Below are 20,076 nucleotides of genomic sequence, written 5' to 3'. Positions count from 1 at the left end.
TCTGTTGTGACGACCATGTGATGGGTTGCTTACGGTTAGGCCTTCAACGCCATCTCAAAGCGTTGCCAAAGGTTATCGGGATCTTCAAGCCCTACGGATACGCGCAGCAGATGGCTGGGCACTCCACAGGATTCTGCCCAGCTCAGTTCGTTGTAATGGGCGAGCAGTACATAGGGGCACACCAGCGTGAAGCTTGTGCCGAGACTTGGCCCTTTGCAGACCTGCAGGGCGTCATACACCCGCTTGGCTTGCTCTATCCCCCTCCATAGCTCAAACGAGAGCAGGCAGCCGTGGCCGGCGCCAGGGCGCATCAGGGATTGGAAGTTGGTGCATTGGCCTGGGTGGTGTACTCGAGCAATAGAGGGATGACAGGCCAGCTTGTCTGCCAACCTTTGGCAGGCGTTGTTGAGCTGCGGCAGCCGCTGGGCCACATCTCGGCTGGCTTGTTCTAAGGCGATGGCATCAGCATCCCCCAGGGGAGCAAGGGCAGTCGAGAGCTCTCTGGACAGCTCCTCTCGCCAGGGGGAGCTAGTGCTGACGACGAGAGAACCCGCCAGGATGTCACCACGGCCGGCGAAGCTTTTGGTGAGGGAGCTAAATACCAGATCTGCATGGGGCAGAGCATCAAGATTGAGCGGTGAGCCGATGGTGTCATCAGCGATCACGGGGATACCTCGAGCCTTTGCTAGGCGGGCTACCGCTGGCAGATCGACGCACTGCAGCATGGGGTTGCTAGGGAGCTCAACGATCACAGCGGCTGGTTGTCTGCGATCGAGTTCCAGGGCCAATCGGTTCAGATCTGTTGTCAGTAGAAGGTCGCAACCTTCAAACACCACCTCAGGCAGCTTGAGCACATCCACATAGGGGAAGCCAAGCTGCAAACAGGGTTTGCCGGGGCGTAGCGCCGTAATCGCTTGCAGGGCTTTGGAGAGAGCAGCCATCCCTGAGGGATGGAGCTGCACGAGCTCTGGATCGCAGCCATAGATCTCTGCGAGCCGTCGTCTTAGCAACGTCTGGGCGTCAGCGCTGGCTTGCAGTGAGGGGAATGGTTCGTGCCCAAGTGCGCTAGCAGCCTGACGTGAGGATGCACCAAGGCCGCTGTGTTGCCAGAAGGCCTTTGCAGCGCTGCAGCCTTTTGCGTCGGTGAGCAAACATGGCAGGCCCAGTACGGTTTTGATGCTTGTTTTTGCCATCGGCTCACTGCGCTGGCAATGAAACTTGGCTCGTTCAGCGGCTGCAGCAGTGGGATAGGGCCAGGCACTGCCATCTGCACAGCCATGCTCTTCTCGTGCTTTTTGGGCGATCTCTGCCACCAGTGGATGGAAGCCGAAACGGGGGTAGATGGCCTGCAGGGCCTTAAGACAAGCAGGGTCTTTCTCCTCATAGGCGACCACGTCTTGCCAGCGGGGTAGGGCTACCGAAACGGCATGGGGACTATCTGGTAGAGCTTTGCCGAGGTCATCAGCGTGCCAGCAGGGATCCTGCAGTAGGTCGCGTGGGCTCACTGCAGCTGTTTGAGGGCCTGATCTAAATCTGTGCTGAGATCAGCGAGGTCTTCGCAGCCCACGGAGAAGCGCACCAGGCCATCATCGATGCCAAGTTTTCGCTTGACCTCTGGATCGACTGAGGCATGGGTCATGGTGGCGGGATGACAAACGAGACTTTCAACACCTCCAAGGCTTTCGGCCATGGTGAAATAGCGCAGGCTCTTGCAGAAGGAGTAAGTCTGGCTTTGGTCAGCGTCGAGACTGACCGTGACAATTGCACCACCACCACTCATCTGCTTGCGGGCTACAGCCTGCTGGGGATGGTCTGAACGCAATGGATAGCGCAGCCAGTGCATGCGTGGATGACTGGCCAGTTGATCAGCGATGGCGGCAGCATTAGCGATTTGGCGTTCCAGCCTGAGTGGCAGGGTTTTGATGCCGCGAGTAATCAACCAGGCGTCAAATGGGGAAGGTTGTAATCCCAAGGCCTTTTGTGCGAACACCATCTTTTGATGCCAGTGCGGGTCGTCGCTGCAGACCACACCGCCGAGAGCATCGGAATGGCCGTTGATGTATTTGGTGGTGCTGGTCAGTGAGAGGGTGGCGCCCAGCTGCAGTGGTTGTTGCAGTAGGCCTGTGGCAAACGTGTTGTCGACGACAACTGGGATTTTTTCTGCTGCAGCGGCATCACACACGGCCGCCAGATCGATCACTTTGAGCAGGGGATTGGTTGGACTCTCCAGCCAGATCATTGCGGGTTTTTGAATTGCAATGGCATCAAGAGCTGATGGATTGGTGAAATCCAGCCAGGCAGTTTGTACACCAAAACGACTAAAAACCTGCTCGAATAAGCGCACGGTGCAGCCGTAGAGATTTTCCTCACAGAGCACCAGATCTCCTGCTTGCAGTGTGGAGGCGATGGCTGTGATGGCGCTCACCCCTGAAGCGAAGACAGTGGCAAATTGACAGCTTTCCACGGCTGCCAACACTGATTCGAGGATGCGGAAATTGGGATTGCCTGAACGGGTGTAGTCGAAGCCCTGAGGATTGCCGTGGGCAAAGGTTGAACTGGTGAAGATCGGTGGCATTACTGCGCCGGTCTCTGCTGCAAAGCTTTCGCCGTGGTGGATGGCGCGGGTACTGATCCCTGCAACCTGCTCTTGATCGCTTTGATCTGGGGCCAAGATCTAGAGAGAGCTTTGAGCAGGGTAGGCAACAGCAACAAAAAAAACTGCAAAGCAAGGGCCTGTTGAAGAAGGCATGGCTGATGTTGTTTCAAACCTTTCTGGAGTAGTATGGATTTTCCTTGAATATATAGTGATGCCAAGGGATTTACATTCTATAATCAAATAATCCACAATGTCTATACAATAATCGTCTATACTGTTTCAAGTCACCGAGGGATGGCTTGCCGAGGATTCACGTAAAAGAAAAGGTATTAGGTGGGAAAGGTGTGGTGTTCTCATACATTACCGATACAGAAAAGTTTTACTACCGTGAAATGGTAAAAGGGACGAATACTTATAGATATAAATTAATCAAGAATGCAAATACAATTGAATCAGCAGTTGAAAACTTCATAGATGCTTATACAGAACTTAGAGAAGAAATTAAAGCAATTGAAGTTGGAGTAGCATTCATAAAGAATACTAAAGATAGGGATGCTGAAAGTGATATAAGTAAATTAAACAAATATATAAAGAAACAACAGCAGAAATCTCGTGATATTAGTAATTGCATAGATGATTATCTTGGTGGGATTCGCAAGAAGGTTGATTCAGGACTAATAGTTGAAAAGACTTATAACGATAAACGTTTGATACTCCGAAATCAATTGATACCATACCTAGATTCGATTAAGATAACAAAAACAATACAGATAAATAACAACACATTTAATGGTTATCCATTTTGGAGAGATGCTGCAAAGTCTACTAGGAGATTGGAATTGATACATATTAAGGATTTTATTGTAAATTACTGTGCTCGTAATAACTTGATTGCTAGTGGAGTCGATTTGAAATCAATAACACCATTAATAAAAATAAATGAATCAGAACTTGATGCTAATCCTCCCTTAATTGAAGGAGAGAACTGGAATAATATATTGACTGGCCTAAAGGAACTGAAAAACAACAGTAAGTCTAAATCTAACATTCGAACTGATTATTTCAGTAAGATGTTTTATAGATGGTGTGTGATTGCTAAGAACAGTGGATTGAGGCCTAATAGAGAATTAAATCAATTAAGATGGTGTGACGTGAAACGAGAGAATGTGGGTAGGTGGTCGAAGACTGATCAAGTAACTAAGGATAAATGGGTTGCTGTTATTTATATTAAGAATAGGAAAACAGGTAAGCAACGAACCGTCCCTGCTAATGGGGTTGATAGTCAGCTGACTCAATGGCGAAAAGAACAGAAAGAACATATTGATAAACATTATCCTGGAATTGAAATCACAGATGAAACTTTAATCTTCGGCAATCCAGGTAATGGCATGAAACAATTTAGCTATAATAATTATAATAGATACTGGTATAAATTGATGGAAATACTAAAGGGTAAATTAAAAGCTTATGTTTTTAGTGATCGACAATATACAATCTATAGTCTCAGGAGCACATATATTTGTAATTTGATACTTCAGGGTAAGGACATATACACTACAGCAAAGCTAGCTGGTCACACAGTATCCGTTTGCGAAAGATATTATGCCAAACTTGATATGGGTTCGAAAGCTAAACAGGGAACAGACTTTCAATATGGGATTCAAGGTAGAAGGAAAACAGATACTGGCAGTTACATTGAAGATGATATAGAAGAAGGAATAACTAAACAGACGCAAAGCAATTAGAGGAATGATGATTCAAATTCATATAAACGATCTTCACGCAAAGATAGAGCTACCATTAACAGACGCCAAACAGTTACTGCTGAAGAACAGTCAATGTAAAAGCATTGTCAAAGGAGACAGAGCTGTTCTGATATACCCATTGGAGGAAATATAAACATTGAAGTCCTTACTTAATTACGACAGGCATCCAAATAAGTAGGCACAGTCATTGGCTTAGGTAGTAATGCTGTATCACTTGCAGAGGATGGTTGCTGCTAGTATCCTTTTACTAATATAATTGACTTGGCGATGACTGCAGCAACAGAAGATTGGGAGACAACAACAGCAATGGAGAGTAAAGGTAAAACGAAGAAGGTCAAAGCTGTAAAGATAAACAAGTGGGATGAAAAGCTAAATGAGGATACAATAGGAAAGGTTAAAGGCGCTTTGCTATCAATTAAGAATGCATATGTAGGGATGGTGAGACAAACCAGTGATGCATTCACCGAGATAAAAACAACAATTCCAGACGGGAACTGGATGGTATTTTGCAGGGACAATGAAACAGGAATTGCAGACAGGACGATAAGAGACTTAGTTGCTTGCAATGGCTGGCTGAAAGTAACATCAGCTACGGATGCACAGATTGCAGCTCATTCCGTAAGAACACTTGCAATAATTGCTGGAATTGATAATACTTCTGACAGAGAAAAGCTACAGCGAAAGATTGAGGCTGGAGAAAGGGTCAGCCAGGCAGAAGCATTTCAAGTCGCCAATAAAGGGAAGAAGCAATTAGAGAAGCCGAAGACGAAGAAAGAACTAGTTGGTGAAATACTTAAACTGCAGGACGACCTAGAGACAGTCAATAAAGGCAGGAAAGCTGCCAATCAAGAGGTCGAACAAATGCGGGACGAGATAGCTCTTTTAAATGGAAGGGTTGTAGAACAGCAAAGAATAATTGCAGCACTGACCAAGCTTGGTGCTACTGAATAGCATTGGACTGGCTAGTCCACGTATAGCAAGACAGCCGACTAACAACCCAGGGGCTTTAATTAAAAAAATATTTCAATGTGCTGGCTCTTAAGACCAATGGTAATTAACGAAAAAAGCTTTAGCTAGGCCTGGTCAGACTTGCATATCATGTGTTCGTGCGCGTCAATTTGGTTTATGATGCATTGAATTAATATTGACTAATTAGGCTCATACTGTTAAACTTTCTGCATTAACTTCAGCTTAGGGATTGCATTGGATAAGCTATAACCATATTACTAATCAAGCCTGGGTATGCATAAATGGTAATAAGCTCTGATTTGATAACTTGGCAATATGGCGTTAATCATCTAAACGCAAATCTAGCAGGCACAGAAACAGTTACTTATTATATCCATGATGCCACTTCTGATTACAACCTTTATCCGGTCGGAGGTGAATATATCAATACTTACTCCCATGACACTTTTGAAGAAGTTTATATAGAAGCTATATTCAGCTCTATAGACACGCACATTGATCTTGACTTCAAAAGAGTATATACAAATGATTCCTCAGCAATTGATATATATAAATCTTCTGGTTACGCATCATGGGCTAGTAATGTTGTAGGGAGCGCAACCACTAGAGGATCTGGTGCTTCTTCCTACTTTGACGTCGTATGGAAAGACAGGGAAAATTGGGACAGCGCTAAATATACAATCATTCATGAAATTGGACATTCGCTTGGCTTAGATCACCCAGGCGGTGTTGGTTTCAATCCCGCTTACAATACTGATGATACTGTGATGTCATATAATGTAAGCCTTTCTACTGGGTATCCAAGCGCCTGGACTCAGTCCGATATTAACGCATTGGTGAGCATTTGGGGAAGAGAGGATACACCTACCAATACTACTACAACTACACCAATCACTACAGTAAGTATTCCAAGCCCAACTAACTCAAATGACACCTTAACTGGTGATAGTGCAGCTAATATAATTAGTGCTCTCTACGGTGATGACAGTATTGATTCAGGTGCTGGTAATGACATTGTCTATGGAAACCAGGGCAATGATAGAATTACCGCGGGGACTGGAGCTGATTATCTCTATGGTGGTCAAGGTGGCGACACGCTATATGGAAATCAGGGTGCTGACAAGCTTTATGGAAACTTCCAGGATGATGTTTTATACGGAGGTAAAGATAATGACTGGCAACATGGTGGTAAGGGAGCTGATCGACTTTACGGTAATTTAGGAATAGATGAAATGTATGGAGGAAGGGATAATGATTGGCTACATGGGGGACAGGGCAATGACAAGCTATGGGGGAATCATGGAGCTGACAAATTCTGTCTCTCTAAGGGGCAAGATCAAGTGATGGATTTTAATGCTGCTGAAGGGGATTTGATATCTCTACAAGCTGGTACAGCATATAGCCTTGTTCAACAGGGGACAAATCTTTTATTAGATGCAGCCTTAGGAGATCTTCTTTTAGTAAATATATCTATAAACAGTTTTAATGCAGCCACCTCTATTGTTTTTGGGTAAATAAAGTATTGATCATCGTTATAGCAAAGTCAGGTTCGTAATATAGATTAAATCTTGCCAACAATATGCTATGCTCTACGTGTTCCCAGTACGGAATATAGTATTTCTACAATAGGTCAGCCATAATTTGCTTTAATTACTTATGAATCTTCTATTCATCTTAACTTGATCAGGCTATATAATTAGTGCGATATATAGACTATACATAATCCATTCTCTGTGTAATCATATAAAGTATTTGGAAGATTAACACGATGCAACTCCTAATGCACTTGCCTAATGTTACGTAATCATGTTAGATTTTATGTTATTAGCATTAATGTTTTACAGACTTTACTGCATGAGTCAATCGAACCGTAGCAACACGAACTAAATACACAACTACCACCTAGCATTAATAAGTAAATCAAGCAGATAAAAGTATAAGTAGCAAAGCTAACGAATAAAAAAGGACCCAACCGATTGTAGACTCAGTATCTAAAACCAAATCCACCCAACTTAGAAAGCCTACGTCAGCTGAACTTATAAAGCAGAAACAGAAAATGCTTGATTGGTTAAATAAGGTGAGTATTGGTTAATCTTCAACCGAGCCAAAGTCATGCCCGAGTTTATACAAATAGAATCAAAGAAAACGTAGACTAAATTTAATCAGTATTGGCTTATCTGCTAGTTATAAGCTTATAAAATCACCATTGGGTACCCCTTTTTGCCTGTTTCTTACTATTATAAAAGTTCTATAATCATCTTTTGTCATCCCAGAACCAGAACCTTCTGGTTTTGGAAAGAATGCTGGCTCATCAGAAATGGCAGACTTCGAGTCAACTTTGCTTAATTTTTGGAATGCTGGTTCATCAGATATGCCACCACTAACACTCTTCAACTCTTCAGTTGGGAGTTCCTCATTGATTCCTTCGTTTTCAGTTGGTTCAGTCATTAGGTGTAAATACTCTTCTTAAAGTATAGCCAATCTCTAAGAAATTACCGCAAATGTAATATTGGAAAATCTACATGAGATCAATCAAATAAACTTCTCTGACTAGATCTAGTTTTTATCTAAGCCAGAACTAAAAAGTATCTATTTTTTCATTCTCCGAGGGATTGCTTTTCTAAATTAAAACAACCTGTCATGATGAGGAATTACATGTTTTTTGTAATCAATTAGTCTGTAATGAGCTCTTAAATCCCTATTAAGTGTACTGGAAAGCATTGCCTGTATTTCTGGAGTTAGCTCTGGTTGCTTCTGTGGTGATTTTTGTTCCTCTTCAGCGATTCAAGGCAGTAAGGTAGGCAATATTAGAAGTAGGGGTATTTTAGTTCTATTTATCTTTAAATAGTATAGCTATCCTTGGATGATTTTTGAGAAATAATATTCGCAGATCTTGCTAAGCTTTTAGAACGCAAATGTCTGAGGTGAGATAACGTATGCAAAAGAAGCGATTTTCCCCCAACCTCTGGGCAATGAAAGCTATATACCCATAGAGAGGAGGTCAAGCTGTCCTCTATACAATAATTTCTTTAGGTCTATAGAATATTTGCATAAAACCTCTCGTATAATTGGACGAAAATATTACATATAGTATTGAATCACCAATTAAAAATCTATTTTCTCAATAAATCAAACTGTTGAGAACCAGTTGACCGTGAATTGTTGTCTGTATTGTTAGTTTTGAATAGACCTAGGGATAGGTGTTTCTACGCAAATCCAGAGGCCTATACAATATTACTACAATGTGATTCTCAAAAGCGAGAACCCTTCCAGTGGAATATATTTGGAGGAAACCTAAACCTTTCTGGAGTAGTACTCCACCACTAGCAGTTCGTTGATCTCAAGTGCGACCCATTCGCGTTCGCACTTGCTAATGATCTTGGCGCTCATTTTTGCTTTATCGAGCTCGATGTGTGGCGGCACATTGGCGAGTCCGGGGAACTCTAGGTTCGCTTCGGCCAGCTTTTTGCTGCCTTTGCGCTCTCGAATGGCAACCACATCACCGGCTTTGCATTGGTAACTAGCAATGTCGAGAACACGGCCGTTCACGGTGACATGGCCATGGTTCACCAGTTGACGAGCACCTGGAACTGTGGGCCCAAAACCGAGGCGGAAGCAGACGTTATCGAGTCTGTTCTCCAACAGCTTGAGCAGGTTGGTTCCTGTAGAGCCATCTTGGGCACGGGCTTTCTTCACGTAGCGCACAAGCTGCCGTTCGGAAATCCCGTAGTTGAAGCGGAGCTTCTGTTTTTCTTCGAGGCGGATCGCGTATTCGGAGCGCTTGCGACGGGCTTGGCCGTGCTGACCGGGGGGATGGGACCGCTTGGCGGCCTTCCGGGTGAGACCTGGTAGATCTCCCAAGCGCCGCGTGATCCTCAGTCGAGGGCCGCGGTATCGAGACATGAGTTAAGGCAGGTTGGATAGAATAGTTCGCGATCTAGATACGTCATGCTGGACCTCAAGGCCCAGCCTTCGGCTCGCCATGCGCGAATCAAATACTATATCTGGCGGCATCTTTGCAATGCTCAACAGAGCCATTGCTTCAGTGTTGCTGGCCTTGATTGGATTTTATCGAACCTGGCTTTCCCCTTTACTTGGGCCCCATTGCCGCTTCATTCCCAGTTGCAGTGCTTACGGGCTTGAAGCGATCCAGCGTCATGGACCATGGCGAGGTGGTTGGCTCACCCTGCGGCGCCTGTCTCGTTGCCATCCTTTTACCCCCTGTGGTTGCGACCCAGTGCCTGATTAATGCAGGCCTTGAAGTTGTTGCTTTACAGCCGCAATGGTTGTTGTCTCTGTGAGGGGCTTGAACAACGCCTGCGCGAGCTGGCTTTGGATCAACTCCAACCACCTTTAACGCTGCGTGTGATCGATATCGATGATGGTGCGACACCCGGCAGTATCCGCGACCATTACGACTTGCAGGTTCCTGTTTTGGTGTTGGTTGAACTGGATCAACAGTTTTCGCTAGAGCTGCCGCGGGTCTCGCCGCGGCTGGGGGGGGAAGGACTGTTCCTGTGGTTGCAACAGGCCTGCACCAAGGCGCTTGGATCGGACTAGAACGGCTCCATTCATGGGCGGGCCTGGAATGACCCAGATGCTCCATTCATTGTTGCGGGATGTAGGCCTACCTGTGCCGGAGGGATTGGCGAATCCCTGTCTAGCAATGGTTAGCTGTGATTCTCGTTCGGTTGCTCGAGGCTGTTTATTCCTTGGCTTACCTGGTGAACAGGTTGATGGCGGCAGCTTTTGGCGTCAGGCTTTGGCCGCTGGTGCAGAGGCGGCGGTGATTGGACCCGCAGCAGCAGCCTTGCAGCCGCCTGGGCCTACAGATGCGGTAGTGGTGGTACCAGAGCCGGTTGCAGCATGGGTTGGACAGCTGGCAGCGGCCTTTTGGCAGCAGCCCTCCTCGAGATTTGCTCTGATCGGGGTAACGGGGACGAATGGCAAAACCACCACCACCCATCTGATTGAGCATCTCAGTGTGGCTGTGGGCAGATCAACTGCCTTGTTTGGCACCCTCGTGAATCGCTGGCCTAACTACAGCGTTCCCGCAACGCATACCACGGCCTTTGCTGATCGCCTTCAGGCTCAGTTAGCGCAAGCGGTTGAGGCCGGTGCTGAGTTGGGAGCGATGGAGGTGAGCTCTCATGCCCTTGAACAGCAACGGGTGGCGGGATGTCGTTTCGCTGGTGCCGTGTTTACCAACCTGACTCAAGATCATCTTGACTATCACTCTTCGATGGAGGCTTACTTCGAGGCCAAGGCGCAGCTGTTTGCACCACCTTTGCTGGAATCTGGATCAGCCAAGGCGGTGGTGAATATTGATGGGCCCTGGGGTGCAAGATTGGCCCAGCGTCTCGGCGATACCTGTTGGCGCAGTTCTCTTGCAGAGGGTGTTTTGCAGCGAGCTGACGCTGAATTGACAATGACGGAGCTGACGATGAGCTCCGCTGGGGTGCAAGGTCGTCTGATCAGCCCTTGTGGTGAGGGCTGGTTTGACTCTCCATTACTGGGTCGCTTCAACTTGATGAACCTGCTTCAGGCGGTTGGGGTCTTGTTGCAACAGGGCTTGCCTTTGCCGTTGTTGTTGAAAGCGATCGCAGACTTCCGCGGCGTACCTGGGCGGATGGAGCGCGTGTTGATCCCTGCAGCTGATGCCAGTCAAGTGCCCACTGTGTTGGTGGATTACGCCCACACCCCGGATGGCCTGGAGAATGCCTTGAAGGCTTCGAGGCCGTTCACCAGTAAAAACTTGTGTTGCGTGTTTGGTTGTGGAGGAGACAGAGACCGTGGCAAGCGTTCTCAGATGGCTGCGATTGCAGCGCGGTTGGCCGATCGAGTGGTGGTGACCTCAGACAATCCCCGCACAGAAGATCCCCAGCAAATACTGGTTGATGTGGTGGCTGGAATCCCTCAAGGCACAGCCTTAACTGTGGAGGTTGACCGGGCGGTGGCGATTGCGCTTGCGATTGCCGAGGCTGCTCCTGGTGATGTGGTGTTGGTGGCAGGCAAGGGCCATGAGGATTATCAGATCCTCGGAACCAGCAAGGTGCATTTTGATGATCGCGAGGAATCTGAACGGGCGCTCAGATTGCGACTGCAAAGTTGATGCACCCTCTATCGAAAAGAGGGTGCTTGATGAGGCTTTGTTCTTAGTGTTACTAAAAAGTTCACACTAAGAACAAAACAAGGCCTTGACATTGTTGACCTTATTGTGACTCTTAAAGGGTCTAGTCATCGTTGGCTGAAGTCTTATATTTTGCATCATATGGACAACTGTTTGCTTTGTTTAAAATAGAAGACTTAATTTATAAGTAGCTTGTCTTTTAAGGAATTAATAGTGACCAGGCAAAAGCGGCTCCAATGCCGATCCAAATGCCTGCGACAATGTGTTGCCCGCCGTTGCCGATGCTATCAAGAAGGCGCTTTGAATATGTTGTGACAAGTAAAAGAATACTTCCCTGGCTAATGAACAATCCTAGGAAATAAGCTGTTAGTGGAGTTGGTTCGGCTCCTATGATTGCGCCACCTAATAGATACCCATGTAGGGAAATTAAAGGGACCAAAAGCAAGGGAGATGCTTTGCCTAAAGCCACAAGGCCAGCTACCAGAAGGCTCAGTGAGACAAGTGCTTCTGCATAAACAGAGAGAGTTTCTGGGAGGGGGATGAGTAGGGAGATCGCACTACCGAGAAGACCAGCTGCGAGTAATGGTGCCAGCCATTGGCGTGGTCTGTTCAAACCCACGAAACCAATCGCCAACAGAAACAAGAGGTGGTCTGGCCCCAGTAGTGGATGGCCAACCCCACTGATTAAACCCTGCAGGGCATTGAGATTTCCCGCTTCTGGCATTGCGAAGGGGTGATGGGCGAAAGCTGGACTCACCAGCATCGCTAGTAATGCTGGAGTGGACAGGATGGCTGCAATGAGCCAGCTGTCTCTGCGTAATAGTTTGGAAGGGTGCCGATGGGCAAGCTTGGTAGGAATGATTCGATCCTCGTCGATGGAAATTCGGCGGGTGTTCTGACTCGCGCAAGTGCCCTAAGAAGGGCGGTTGCGCTTTACAGCTGCGGGACAGCGCCGGACTTTCACCGAACTTTCCCCGTTTCCTTCAGTAGCTGATCCCTGCTGAAACCGATTTGACGATTCAATCATAGCAATTTTGAGATCATCGAAGATCTAGCGCTTTAACGGCTTGGGTAAGTGCTAATTAAGTGCTGAATAAATCCACCTCTCTTGTCTAAGTATCGGCTGTTTTTCCTTTTAAATCTATTTAATTAATGGCTTTATGATTTGATGCACATCAGGCATGCTCTTAGAAGGCTGGATTTGACTTTGCTTCTGATTCATAGGCTTGCTTTGTCGTCGATAATGGAACTTTTGAGATCGATTATTGATCTGCTTTTTGCAAAGAAGATAACTTGGCTAAAGATTAATTGCTTGGCTTCCCTTTGCTAGCTAGCTGCTTGAGTGCGGTTGTAAGTGTGTTGAGTTCTTGCTCTTCAGTGGTGATGTGCACGCAGGCACGTAGGCAAATTGGATCTTCGAGATGCCGAATCCAGAGCTGAGCGTTTCCTAATTGTTGAACCACATCAGGAGGCGGGGGGCCTTGGGGTAACTCAAAGCTGACAAGACCAGCTGCGGGGGCACTGTTGAGCAGTGCTTCAACGCCTTCGAGCTGTTGTAGTTGATTCCATAGTTGTTGGCTGCCTTGGCGAATCTGGCTCAGTCGTTCCTGCTGCGAACCTGCGGTTTCGAGCAGCTCCAACGAACAGCGCAGGCCTGCCATCAGCGGCACGCAGGAGGTTGCTACCTCAAAGCGGCGACTGTCGTGATGGAAGAGTTCGGCTAGGTTGTTTTGAAGATGGCCTTCGTTCTGCAAGCTGCGCCAGCCAATCAGGGTGGGATTCGCTTCGACGAGCACCCGTTCTGAAAGGGCGACTCCACCAAGCCCTTCAGGCCCGCAGGCCCATTTGTGCCCCGTAAAGGCATAGATATCTGAAGCGACAGCGGCTTCCTGTACCGGAATTTGGGCGAAGCTTTGTGCCGCATCGACGAGCAAGAAAGGCTGTTGTGGATGATGGCTGAGAGCTGTTGAAACAGCCGAGATCGGCATCAGTTGGCCTGTATTCCAAAGCAAATGGGAAAGCACCACCAGCCTTGTGCTTGGTTTGAGGTGTTGCTCAAGTCTTTCCAGCACAAGGCTGTCGCTAGTCGCTTGATCGTTAGCACCATGACGCAAGTTTTTTACAGGCAGCGTGTCTATTGCCAGGTGTTGTCTGCGGGCCAGTTCGATGCATGCAGCAACGATTCCCGGATGTTCACAGTCGCTAATGAGTAAGCGATCGCCTTCTGAGAAAGGCAGGCCACAGAGCGGTAAGACACAGCCAGTAGTGACATTTTCAGTGAGCGCAATGCGATGGGGAGCAACGCCGCAGAGCTTGGCTAAGTGTGAACGAGTGGCCTGGATTTCTTTTGCCACATAGGGCCATACGCTGTTGGTAAAAGGGCCTAGCTCCTGAATTCTCTGCCAGCTTGCGGTGATTGCTTCTAGTGATGGCGTTGGCAGTGGTCCTTGGCCGCCGTAGTTGAAGTAGGTCTTGTTGGCGAGTGCTGGGCAGAGATCTCTAAGCATCACTAGAATAGCGTTGGTATAGCTGTTGGTATAGGTGCCGTTCAGAAAGGTCCCGAACTACATCACTAAGGCTCGTCAAAGCTACGTGCTGCAACGGGCAGTTCCTATGGATTTGAGGAGCGTGATCGGCAAAGCAGTGTTTAAAGAGCCAGGAGGGAAGACTCTGCATGAGGCAAGAGCCCGCCAGAAGGCTTTCTTGCAGAGAACTGATGCGCTGATTGCGGAGGCACGGGGGCAAGCTGCCCTGACTACTGATGAGCTGTTAGAGGTTCTGCCTGGGCTGACTCCTCAGGCTGAGAAGGGTGATATGGCAGTCGGCCTTGAGATGTTGAGAGTTCAAGGCCTCTTAAGTAGTGAACAGGCCAAAAGAGGTTTTGATCTGCTCCAAGGCATCGAAAAGTCTGAGAGCTTGTTGATGCCAGAAGACTTGCTTGAGTTACGACGTCAGCAAAAAGAACCTGCCTCAAGAACCTACGTGCAGTGGGTCAAGGCTCTAGAAGCGTTCATGAGTTTTTGCCAAGTAGCGAGCCCTCTTTCGTGTACGCGCGAAATGGCTGAGGCCTACAAGCAAAAGTTGTTAGGCAGGGGATTAAGCAAGAACACTATAAAAGTGCAGCTGGCTTATCTCTCAGGCCTATGGACCAGCTTGAGTGAAGCACGAGGTGTAGCGCATATTTTTAAGGGTTTGCCAGCTTCAGTGCGATTGACTCCTGGAGAGGTTGCTAGGCAGTTGCAAAAGAAAGGTTCGTTTATTTGTCGGCCCATTAATGAGTGGGATCAAAGTAACAGTCAATATCTCCCGATCTTTCAAATCCTTTATTACAGTGGTTGCCGTCTTTCTGAAGTATGTGGTTTAAAAGGAGAAGATATCAATGATGATCGCTTCAATGTTACTTGGTCTGATGAGAGAAGTTTAAAGACCCATTATTCACAACGTCAAATCCCTTTGCATCCACAGATCTATGAATTAATGCAGGAACTGCGTAGAATTACTGGTCTGATATGGCCAAGTCTAAAAACGATTGATCGCAAAACAAATGAAATTCGTTGGGGGCATAATCTTTCAAAGCCATGCAAACAAATAACAGGTCTATCACCCAAGGATTTCAGAGATCGAGTAACTGCCCAGCTCGTTGAGCTGGACTATTCAGAAAAGGTCATAGGTTTGCTTCTAGGCCATAGCCCTCGATCTACGACACAAATGTATGGAGGCTCGGTATGGAAAAAGGTTGTTGAGGCAGTTCATTCGTTGTCTTGAAAAGAGACAGTCGATTTACTAAAAATATTTAAAGGTTAACTATGGACAACAATAACCGAAACAAGTTCAATACAACATCAAAGTCCAAGGCCTTCTTTCCCATCAAGCAGCATCGCTTTGACTCTTCAAAGCATCCAATTATTCAATCAACTCAAAAGTGTGCAGCACGCATGACAACGATGCTATCTGCGCAAGAAGGTCAAATGCTAGAAGGTCTGATTAACTCGCTTCAATGCAATCAAAGGGAAGCCATTCGCATCGCCTTGCACGAGGCATCTAGAAGCGGCTTTAAGGCTCTGCAAAGTACTTCTAGATGCGCAAGAGCGTCAGCAACAAGCAAGGGCCATGCAGGGCGCTCTAGGCCTCTCTCGGTGAGTCTTCCTAAAGCAGAAAAGCATCAGGCAATCTGCTTAGCCGATCAACTCGCACTTACAGACAAAGAAATCCTCAGGCTTGCAATCATCTGGCTAGCTAAAGCCATCAAAGATGAAACCATCACCAAGCTGCAAGACACTCCCAAGCTCTCTCAAGATTCATTAGCTAAGCAATGGAGCCAAACCCACAAAGGCGAGCCATCAAAACTCATAAAGCTCAAAGCATCAGCTAAAGCTGCTTACAGCAAAGCAGAAGCATTGGGCCAAGACAAAGACAAGCAGCTCTACGAGCAACGGGGTTTGATGATGCAGCAGCTTGGCGATCAAGCTGAGCTCTCAACCATCGACGCCATGCTGCAGCAAGAAGCAGACGAACTTATCGATCAGATCATCAATGACTTCAAAGACACAGAAGCTCTCAATCAAAAAGAAGAGCAGATCTTCCGCATCATGCTTTCTTACCAGATTTGGGATGAGCAGCTCGCAACTGAGATCTGGCAACAAGAGCAACAACGAAAACAAGCAGAAGCCTTAGAACCTGAAATGACAGATGACATGCTCGATCAATGGCTAAAGGGGATTAGAGAAGAGACTCAAGACAAAGCAAATCAACCAACGACTACTCCCTTACAGCTCACTCCTCAACAACCTCGAGAGCGCCTCACACCAGAAGAGCTAATCATCAAGCGCTTCTTTGATGCTCTTGACTGAAAACCCTTGCTAGCACTAGAAAAAGACACCTACCCCCCTACTCTAAGAGGAAAGACAACATAGACATACCAACACCATGACCACACTCACGACAGCCAAAGAAAAGCTTTGCCGCTCCATGCTCAGCAAAGTCGGCATCTACGAAAAGATGTTGCTAACAGCACAAGAAGAGAAAGACACAGAGACAATCAAACACCTCTACCTACATCACACTCATCTGATGAACAGGCTTGAGAGGTTGCTCTGCTCATAAGGACCACACACCATTTACTAAAGACACAACAGTTCCTTAGCTCCCTATTTCTGATGGTGAGGTGAACGAGCGAGCAAAGCGAGCGAGTGAACCCCCATCTTTAATACAACTTCCTTAACTAGCTCTTACTTGAACAGAAGGAGTTGACAAATGAAGATCTCACTTGGCTTAGCCACTGACGACAAACCAATTGCTGTAGTTGATGTGGGCTAGTTGCTGAAACCAGCAATTAAGCAGATAGTGAATGACCTTTTAAGCGTTCAATCCCAGTGCTGCGTTCCCTCCGCCTTCGTCTATCGCTTGCTGGTGCTGCGGGGCTTGCATTGGCTAGTGATGCAATGTAGCCAGGTGCTGTTATCAATAATGGTAGCTTTCTAAAAGGCTCCACTCTCCCAGTCTTGAGCGTTTAAGTATAAACACTCAAGTGTTCATACTTAAACGGATCCCTATTGTTTGAGTGTGTGTTCATTCAATTGAAGAAAAGGATTAATTCGGCTGGTTTTGATAAAATTGTACTAATAACTAGCTAAAGCTAGGCCTTATAGGTCTGAGGGAGCAGGGGCATGAGCAATCAGGCAGGCATAAAGCTAAATGCAGATGGAAATGTATACCTGAGAGGCGATAGCCTTTATGTGCTTAATTATATAGACCATCTTCGAGCGGAACATCCATCCTTAGCAACGGCTGCTAGCACTGCTTGGTTCTCATGGGATGCAGAGTCAAAAGAAAATTACAAACAAGATCATCTTCAATTAGCACAATCACTCGGCGGCAATTTAGCCTCTATTGACAATCAAGATGAGTTCATATTCCTGGCAGATAGTTTTGCAGAAAATGTAGATATCAGTGCATTCATCAAAGGAACATCTACAGATTATGGAGTTGCACTTATAAATAACCAGGGAATAGAGAACATTGCAAAAGGCTGGAATGACTGGAATGACGGAGATCAAAAATCTGGATATGCTCCAGAGTTTTCTATTGCCGAAATCCCAGTCATCCGGAATGGAGATTCTGCTTATGTAGTTGTTGAAGGCCCAAGCTGGAAAGAAGCAGAAGCTAATGCTCAGAAGTTAGGCGGAAATTTAGTCTCAATTAATAATGAGGAGGAAAATGAATGGCTGAAAAATGAATTTTCAAAAGAGAAATATTACTATGATGGAGATTCAAATACTTTGGATCCAACAACATGGACACATTTTTATCTGGGGGCGACCGATAGTGAAACAGAAGGATCGTGGCAATGGCTTGATGGTACAGATTGGGCATTAGGAAGCTTTCCCGGCTATGGATCACAGCCAGAAGAAGAAGATCATTTATTTGCTATTTATAACAATCCTGGATCTTATATATTCAATGGCGAAAGTATAGCATGGGATGATATTTCACTCAACCATTCAGATGCCAATTTCAAAGGCATAGCAGAAATCACGCCAGATAAAATTGAAATCAGCTATGAACTAAGGAAAGCAAAGCGAAAAGATGGGAGCAGCTCAACGGAAACTGACGGCATAGCGCTTGAGACAGATGTAGATACAACAATTAGAGAAGATCCTTTAAAAAGTACGGCCATCAAGGGTATTGGCGCTACAGATAATGATGCCTATATTTTAGATATTTTAGCGAAAAATGTAGCCCAAGGATATACACTTGAGTCTACTGATATCACTTTAAAATTCAACACAGATCTTTTCGGCTCAATTGATAAAGATCAAATCCAATTATCCTCTCTATTCCCTGTCGCCAATGCGATTCATATTGATAACACTAAAGGCGAAATACGTATCGCCGGTGCTGGTTTAAATCATCTCACCGGTGCAGGCGCTGGCATAGCATCAGGTGAAAACAAGGTATTCGCTTCAATTGCTCTAAATTTTGACGAGACTGCTTTAGCCAAATACACAACAGGAAGTGCCACTGCTGGCAAATTGCTCACCTATGACGGGGCTGAATCCGGTGTGGATGCATTTGATGGAACATTAGAATTTGATCTTTCTGTTAATCGAGATTCCACTGTATTTTCCAAGAGCATTACAGAGACCAGCGGCCTTGAAAATGCAGAAATCAAAACCCTACGAGACTTAGGCGGTAGCGTCAAAGCAATCAAGGACTCGATAGCCCTCTATGAAGGCCAAGTTGACTTGAGTCAAACTGGTGACTTGACTTTCGCCTCCAATCGAACCATTGGCGTTGCATCAGGAGGAATTAAGACCAACTTGATACGAGCTGGTTCAACTGTTTACAGCGATGTCACTTGGAAAAATACTGGCAATGTAGCAGCTACAGATATCACAATCAAAAATCTTGCCACTGATCCTACTGCTGTTGGCAAGGTGATTTCGTCGAAATCTGGATTCTTAAAAACAGCTACCACCACATCAATAGACTACAGTAAAAATGGAATCCTTGATCAAACAGCACTCGATCAGATTGATGCCACTAATAATAAACTTAAAGGTGGCAGCTTTGTTACTACATCGGCAGAAGAAGTTAATGGGCTGAAAATAGGAGACTACGATCCAAATAAACAAGAAGAAAAGACAGTCAGGATTGCTGTAGAAATTGGAGACGATCAAGCAGGCAAAGTGTTTAATGCCGGTAAAAATCTATACAGAATGGAAGTCATTAGGAAAGACCAACATGGTAAGGATCAAACGGATGAATACGATGTTGGTACTAACGTTGGATCAAAAAACCTGATTACATTCCAGGGTGATCTCAACTTTGACGGCACTGTAGGAATGAAAGACCTTGCATTCCTCAATGCAGGAGCAGCGCGTCAGACCCTTAAAGATGTAACCTCTGGGATGAAAGATAATTTGGGCAATGATATAGGCACTCAGACCAAGCAAGCAGAAGCTAACACTTATGCCAGTGACGTTGATGCTGATTTCAATGGAGTCATCGATATCGCTGATCTCAAGATATTAGATAAAGATTGGGGCAAAACCCTTCATACAGGCGAGGAGGCTTTTCATGGAATGTCGAATGGAACAACTGTAGGGGACAACCAAATGTCATGGACAGAGCTAAATGCACAAAATGGTATTAATGAGTCCTGGGATAATACATCATTTGAGAAGCAGAATACCCTCGAAGCCTTAGCCTCATCTGGTGGATATGATGCTCCTCTAGAACATGTGCAAAATGCGAATACTTCCAATTCAAATATAGATTCTGATAATGCACCTCGGAACGAAGTGGTTACAGGAGGAACAAATAACCCTAATCCGTCAGTATCCGGCGACGGCGGAAATTACACAGAGGACATTACAGGCATCGGCCTGAATGATGACATCATGGGTGGGTCTAGTACATAAACTATAAGGAGGAAGATGGACCTAAGATAAATAAGCTTATGGTAGCTTATGGTAGCTTATGGCTTGATAAGCATAATTTTCCATCAAGCTTCCATAGTCCTGGGCAATTTTATCGCAACTTGATGTCAATCTTCTGTCAATTGATAGAGCCATTCATCAGAAATAGAAACTTGCATTCTGCAAATTAGTTAC

At 46.0% G+C, this 20,076-nt stretch carries 16 protein-coding genes and 1 riboswitch; of the genes, 10 read left to right on the top strand and 6 right to left on the bottom strand.

What is annotated here, in order from left to right; genetic code table 11:
• Window positions 1-35: 35 nt before the first annotated feature.
• On the bottom strand, window positions 36-1,505 hold the full coding sequence (locus SIB66_RS12655) for a PLP-dependent transferase (RefSeq protein WP_063405833.1): 1,470 nt from the start codon (window positions 1,503-1,505) through the stop codon (window positions 36-38).
• Window positions 1,502-2,671 carry a trans-sulfuration enzyme family protein gene (locus SIB66_RS12650; RefSeq protein WP_063421341.1) on the bottom strand — a complete coding sequence of 390 codons (1,170 nt, stop codon included), beginning with the start codon at window positions 2,669-2,671 and terminating at the stop codon, window positions 1,502-1,504. Before SIB66_RS12650 ends, SIB66_RS12655 begins: the two co-directional genes overlap by 4 nt.
• A gap of 224 nt (window positions 2,672-2,895) precedes the next feature.
• Between SIB66_RS12650 and SIB66_RS12645 the strand changes: the two genes are divergently transcribed.
• From SIB66_RS12645 to SIB66_RS12635, 3 genes are all read left to right on the top strand, one after another.
• Complete coding sequence (locus SIB66_RS12645; protein WP_063421339.1) at window positions 2,896-4,341, top strand: tyrosine-type recombinase/integrase; 1,446 nt, start codon at window positions 2,896-2,898, stop codon at window positions 4,339-4,341.
• 288 nt (window positions 4,342-4,629) lie between these two features.
• Window positions 4,630-5,313 carry a hypothetical protein gene (locus SIB66_RS12640; RefSeq protein WP_063421337.1) on the top strand — a complete coding sequence of 228 codons (684 nt, stop codon included), beginning with the start codon at window positions 4,630-4,632 and terminating at the stop codon, window positions 5,311-5,313.
• 299 nt (window positions 5,314-5,612) lie between these two features.
• A complete protein-coding gene (locus SIB66_RS12635; protein WP_236073597.1) occupies window positions 5,613-6,845 on the top strand; it encodes a zinc-dependent metalloprotease family protein in 1,233 nt (410 codons plus the stop codon).
• 670 nt (window positions 6,846-7,515) lie between these two features.
• On the opposite strand, the gene SIB66_RS12630 is transcribed toward SIB66_RS12635, so the two are convergent.
• Window positions 7,516-7,779, bottom strand: coding sequence for a hypothetical protein (locus SIB66_RS12630; protein WP_063421335.1), 264 nt, complete (start codon window positions 7,777-7,779; stop codon window positions 7,516-7,518).
• 846 nt (window positions 7,780-8,625) lie between these two features.
• Window positions 8,626-9,234 carry a 30S ribosomal protein S4 gene (gene rpsD / locus SIB66_RS12625; RefSeq protein ID WP_011129606.1) on the bottom strand — a complete coding sequence of 203 codons (609 nt, stop codon included), beginning with the start codon at window positions 9,232-9,234 and terminating at the stop codon, window positions 8,626-8,628.
• A gap of 79 nt (window positions 9,235-9,313) precedes the next feature.
• Here rpsD and yidD point away from each other — a divergent pair, with 79 nt between their 5' ends.
• Genes yidD through SIB66_RS12610 form a run of 3 tightly spaced genes read left to right on the top strand, consistent with a single transcriptional unit; the run spans window position 9,314 to window position 11,443 of the window.
• On the top strand, window positions 9,314-9,580 hold the full coding sequence (yidD, locus tag SIB66_RS12620) for a membrane protein insertion efficiency factor YidD (protein ID WP_063405841.1): 267 nt from the start codon (window positions 9,314-9,316) through the stop codon (window positions 9,578-9,580).
• On the top strand, window positions 9,580-9,891 hold the full coding sequence (locus SIB66_RS12615) for a glutaredoxin family protein (protein WP_063405842.1): 312 nt from the start codon (window positions 9,580-9,582) through the stop codon (window positions 9,889-9,891). Before yidD ends, SIB66_RS12615 begins: the two co-directional genes overlap by 1 nt.
• A 28-nt stretch (window positions 9,892-9,919) precedes the next feature.
• Complete coding sequence (locus tag SIB66_RS12610; protein WP_063405843.1) at window positions 9,920-11,443, top strand: UDP-N-acetylmuramoyl-L-alanyl-D-glutamate--2,6-diaminopimelate ligase; 1,524 nt, start codon at window positions 9,920-9,922, stop codon at window positions 11,441-11,443.
• A 217-nt stretch (window positions 11,444-11,660) separates the two neighbouring features.
• On the opposite strand, the gene SIB66_RS12605 is transcribed toward SIB66_RS12610, so the two are convergent.
• Both SIB66_RS12605 and SIB66_RS12600 read right to left on the bottom strand, forming a co-directional pair.
• Window positions 11,661-12,224, bottom strand: a complete 564-nt coding sequence (locus SIB66_RS12605; RefSeq protein WP_063405854.1) for a HupE/UreJ family protein — start codon at window positions 12,222-12,224, stop codon at window positions 11,661-11,663.
• 104 nt (window positions 12,225-12,328) lie between these two features.
• A riboswitch (cobalamin riboswitch) is annotated at window positions 12,329-12,487 on the bottom strand.
• A gap of 278 nt (window positions 12,488-12,765) precedes the next feature.
• Window positions 12,766-13,968 (bottom strand): aminotransferase class V-fold PLP-dependent enzyme, encoded by a 1,203-nt coding sequence (locus SIB66_RS12600; protein WP_063405844.1) that lies wholly within the window; start codon window positions 13,966-13,968, stop codon window positions 12,766-12,768.
• A 34-nt stretch (window positions 13,969-14,002) separates the two neighbouring features.
• On the opposite strand from SIB66_RS12600, the gene SIB66_RS12595 reads away from it, so the two are divergent.
• From SIB66_RS12595 to SIB66_RS12580, 4 genes are all read left to right on the top strand, one after another.
• Window positions 14,003-15,226, top strand: a complete 1,224-nt coding sequence (locus tag SIB66_RS12595; protein ID WP_236070131.1) for a site-specific integrase — start codon at window positions 14,003-14,005, stop codon at window positions 15,224-15,226.
• A 371-nt stretch (window positions 15,227-15,597) separates the two neighbouring features.
• Entirely contained in the window at window positions 15,598-16,311 is a 714-nt protein-coding gene (locus SIB66_RS12590) for a hypothetical protein (protein WP_236070132.1), read from the top strand.
• Window positions 16,312-16,387: 76 nt separating this feature from the next.
• Window positions 16,388-16,564 carry a hypothetical protein gene (locus SIB66_RS12585; protein ID WP_236070133.1) on the top strand — a complete coding sequence of 59 codons (177 nt, stop codon included), beginning with the start codon at window positions 16,388-16,390 and terminating at the stop codon, window positions 16,562-16,564.
• A 563-nt stretch (window positions 16,565-17,127) separates the two neighbouring features.
• Window positions 17,128-19,884, top strand: a complete 2,757-nt coding sequence (locus SIB66_RS12580) for a lectin-like protein (protein ID WP_413681322.1) — start codon at window positions 17,128-17,130, stop codon at window positions 19,882-19,884.
• The last annotated feature ends 192 nt before the right edge of the window (window positions 19,885-20,076 follow it).

It is taken from the genome of Prochlorococcus sp. MIT 1318, from assembly GCF_047304505.1.
Classification (GTDB): domain Bacteria; phylum Cyanobacteriota; class Cyanobacteriia; order PCC-6307; family Cyanobiaceae; genus Prochlorococcus; species Prochlorococcus marinus_D.
The sequence above is the reverse complement of the archived record's forward strand: the minus strand, read 5'-3'. Positions and strand labels throughout refer to the sequence as shown.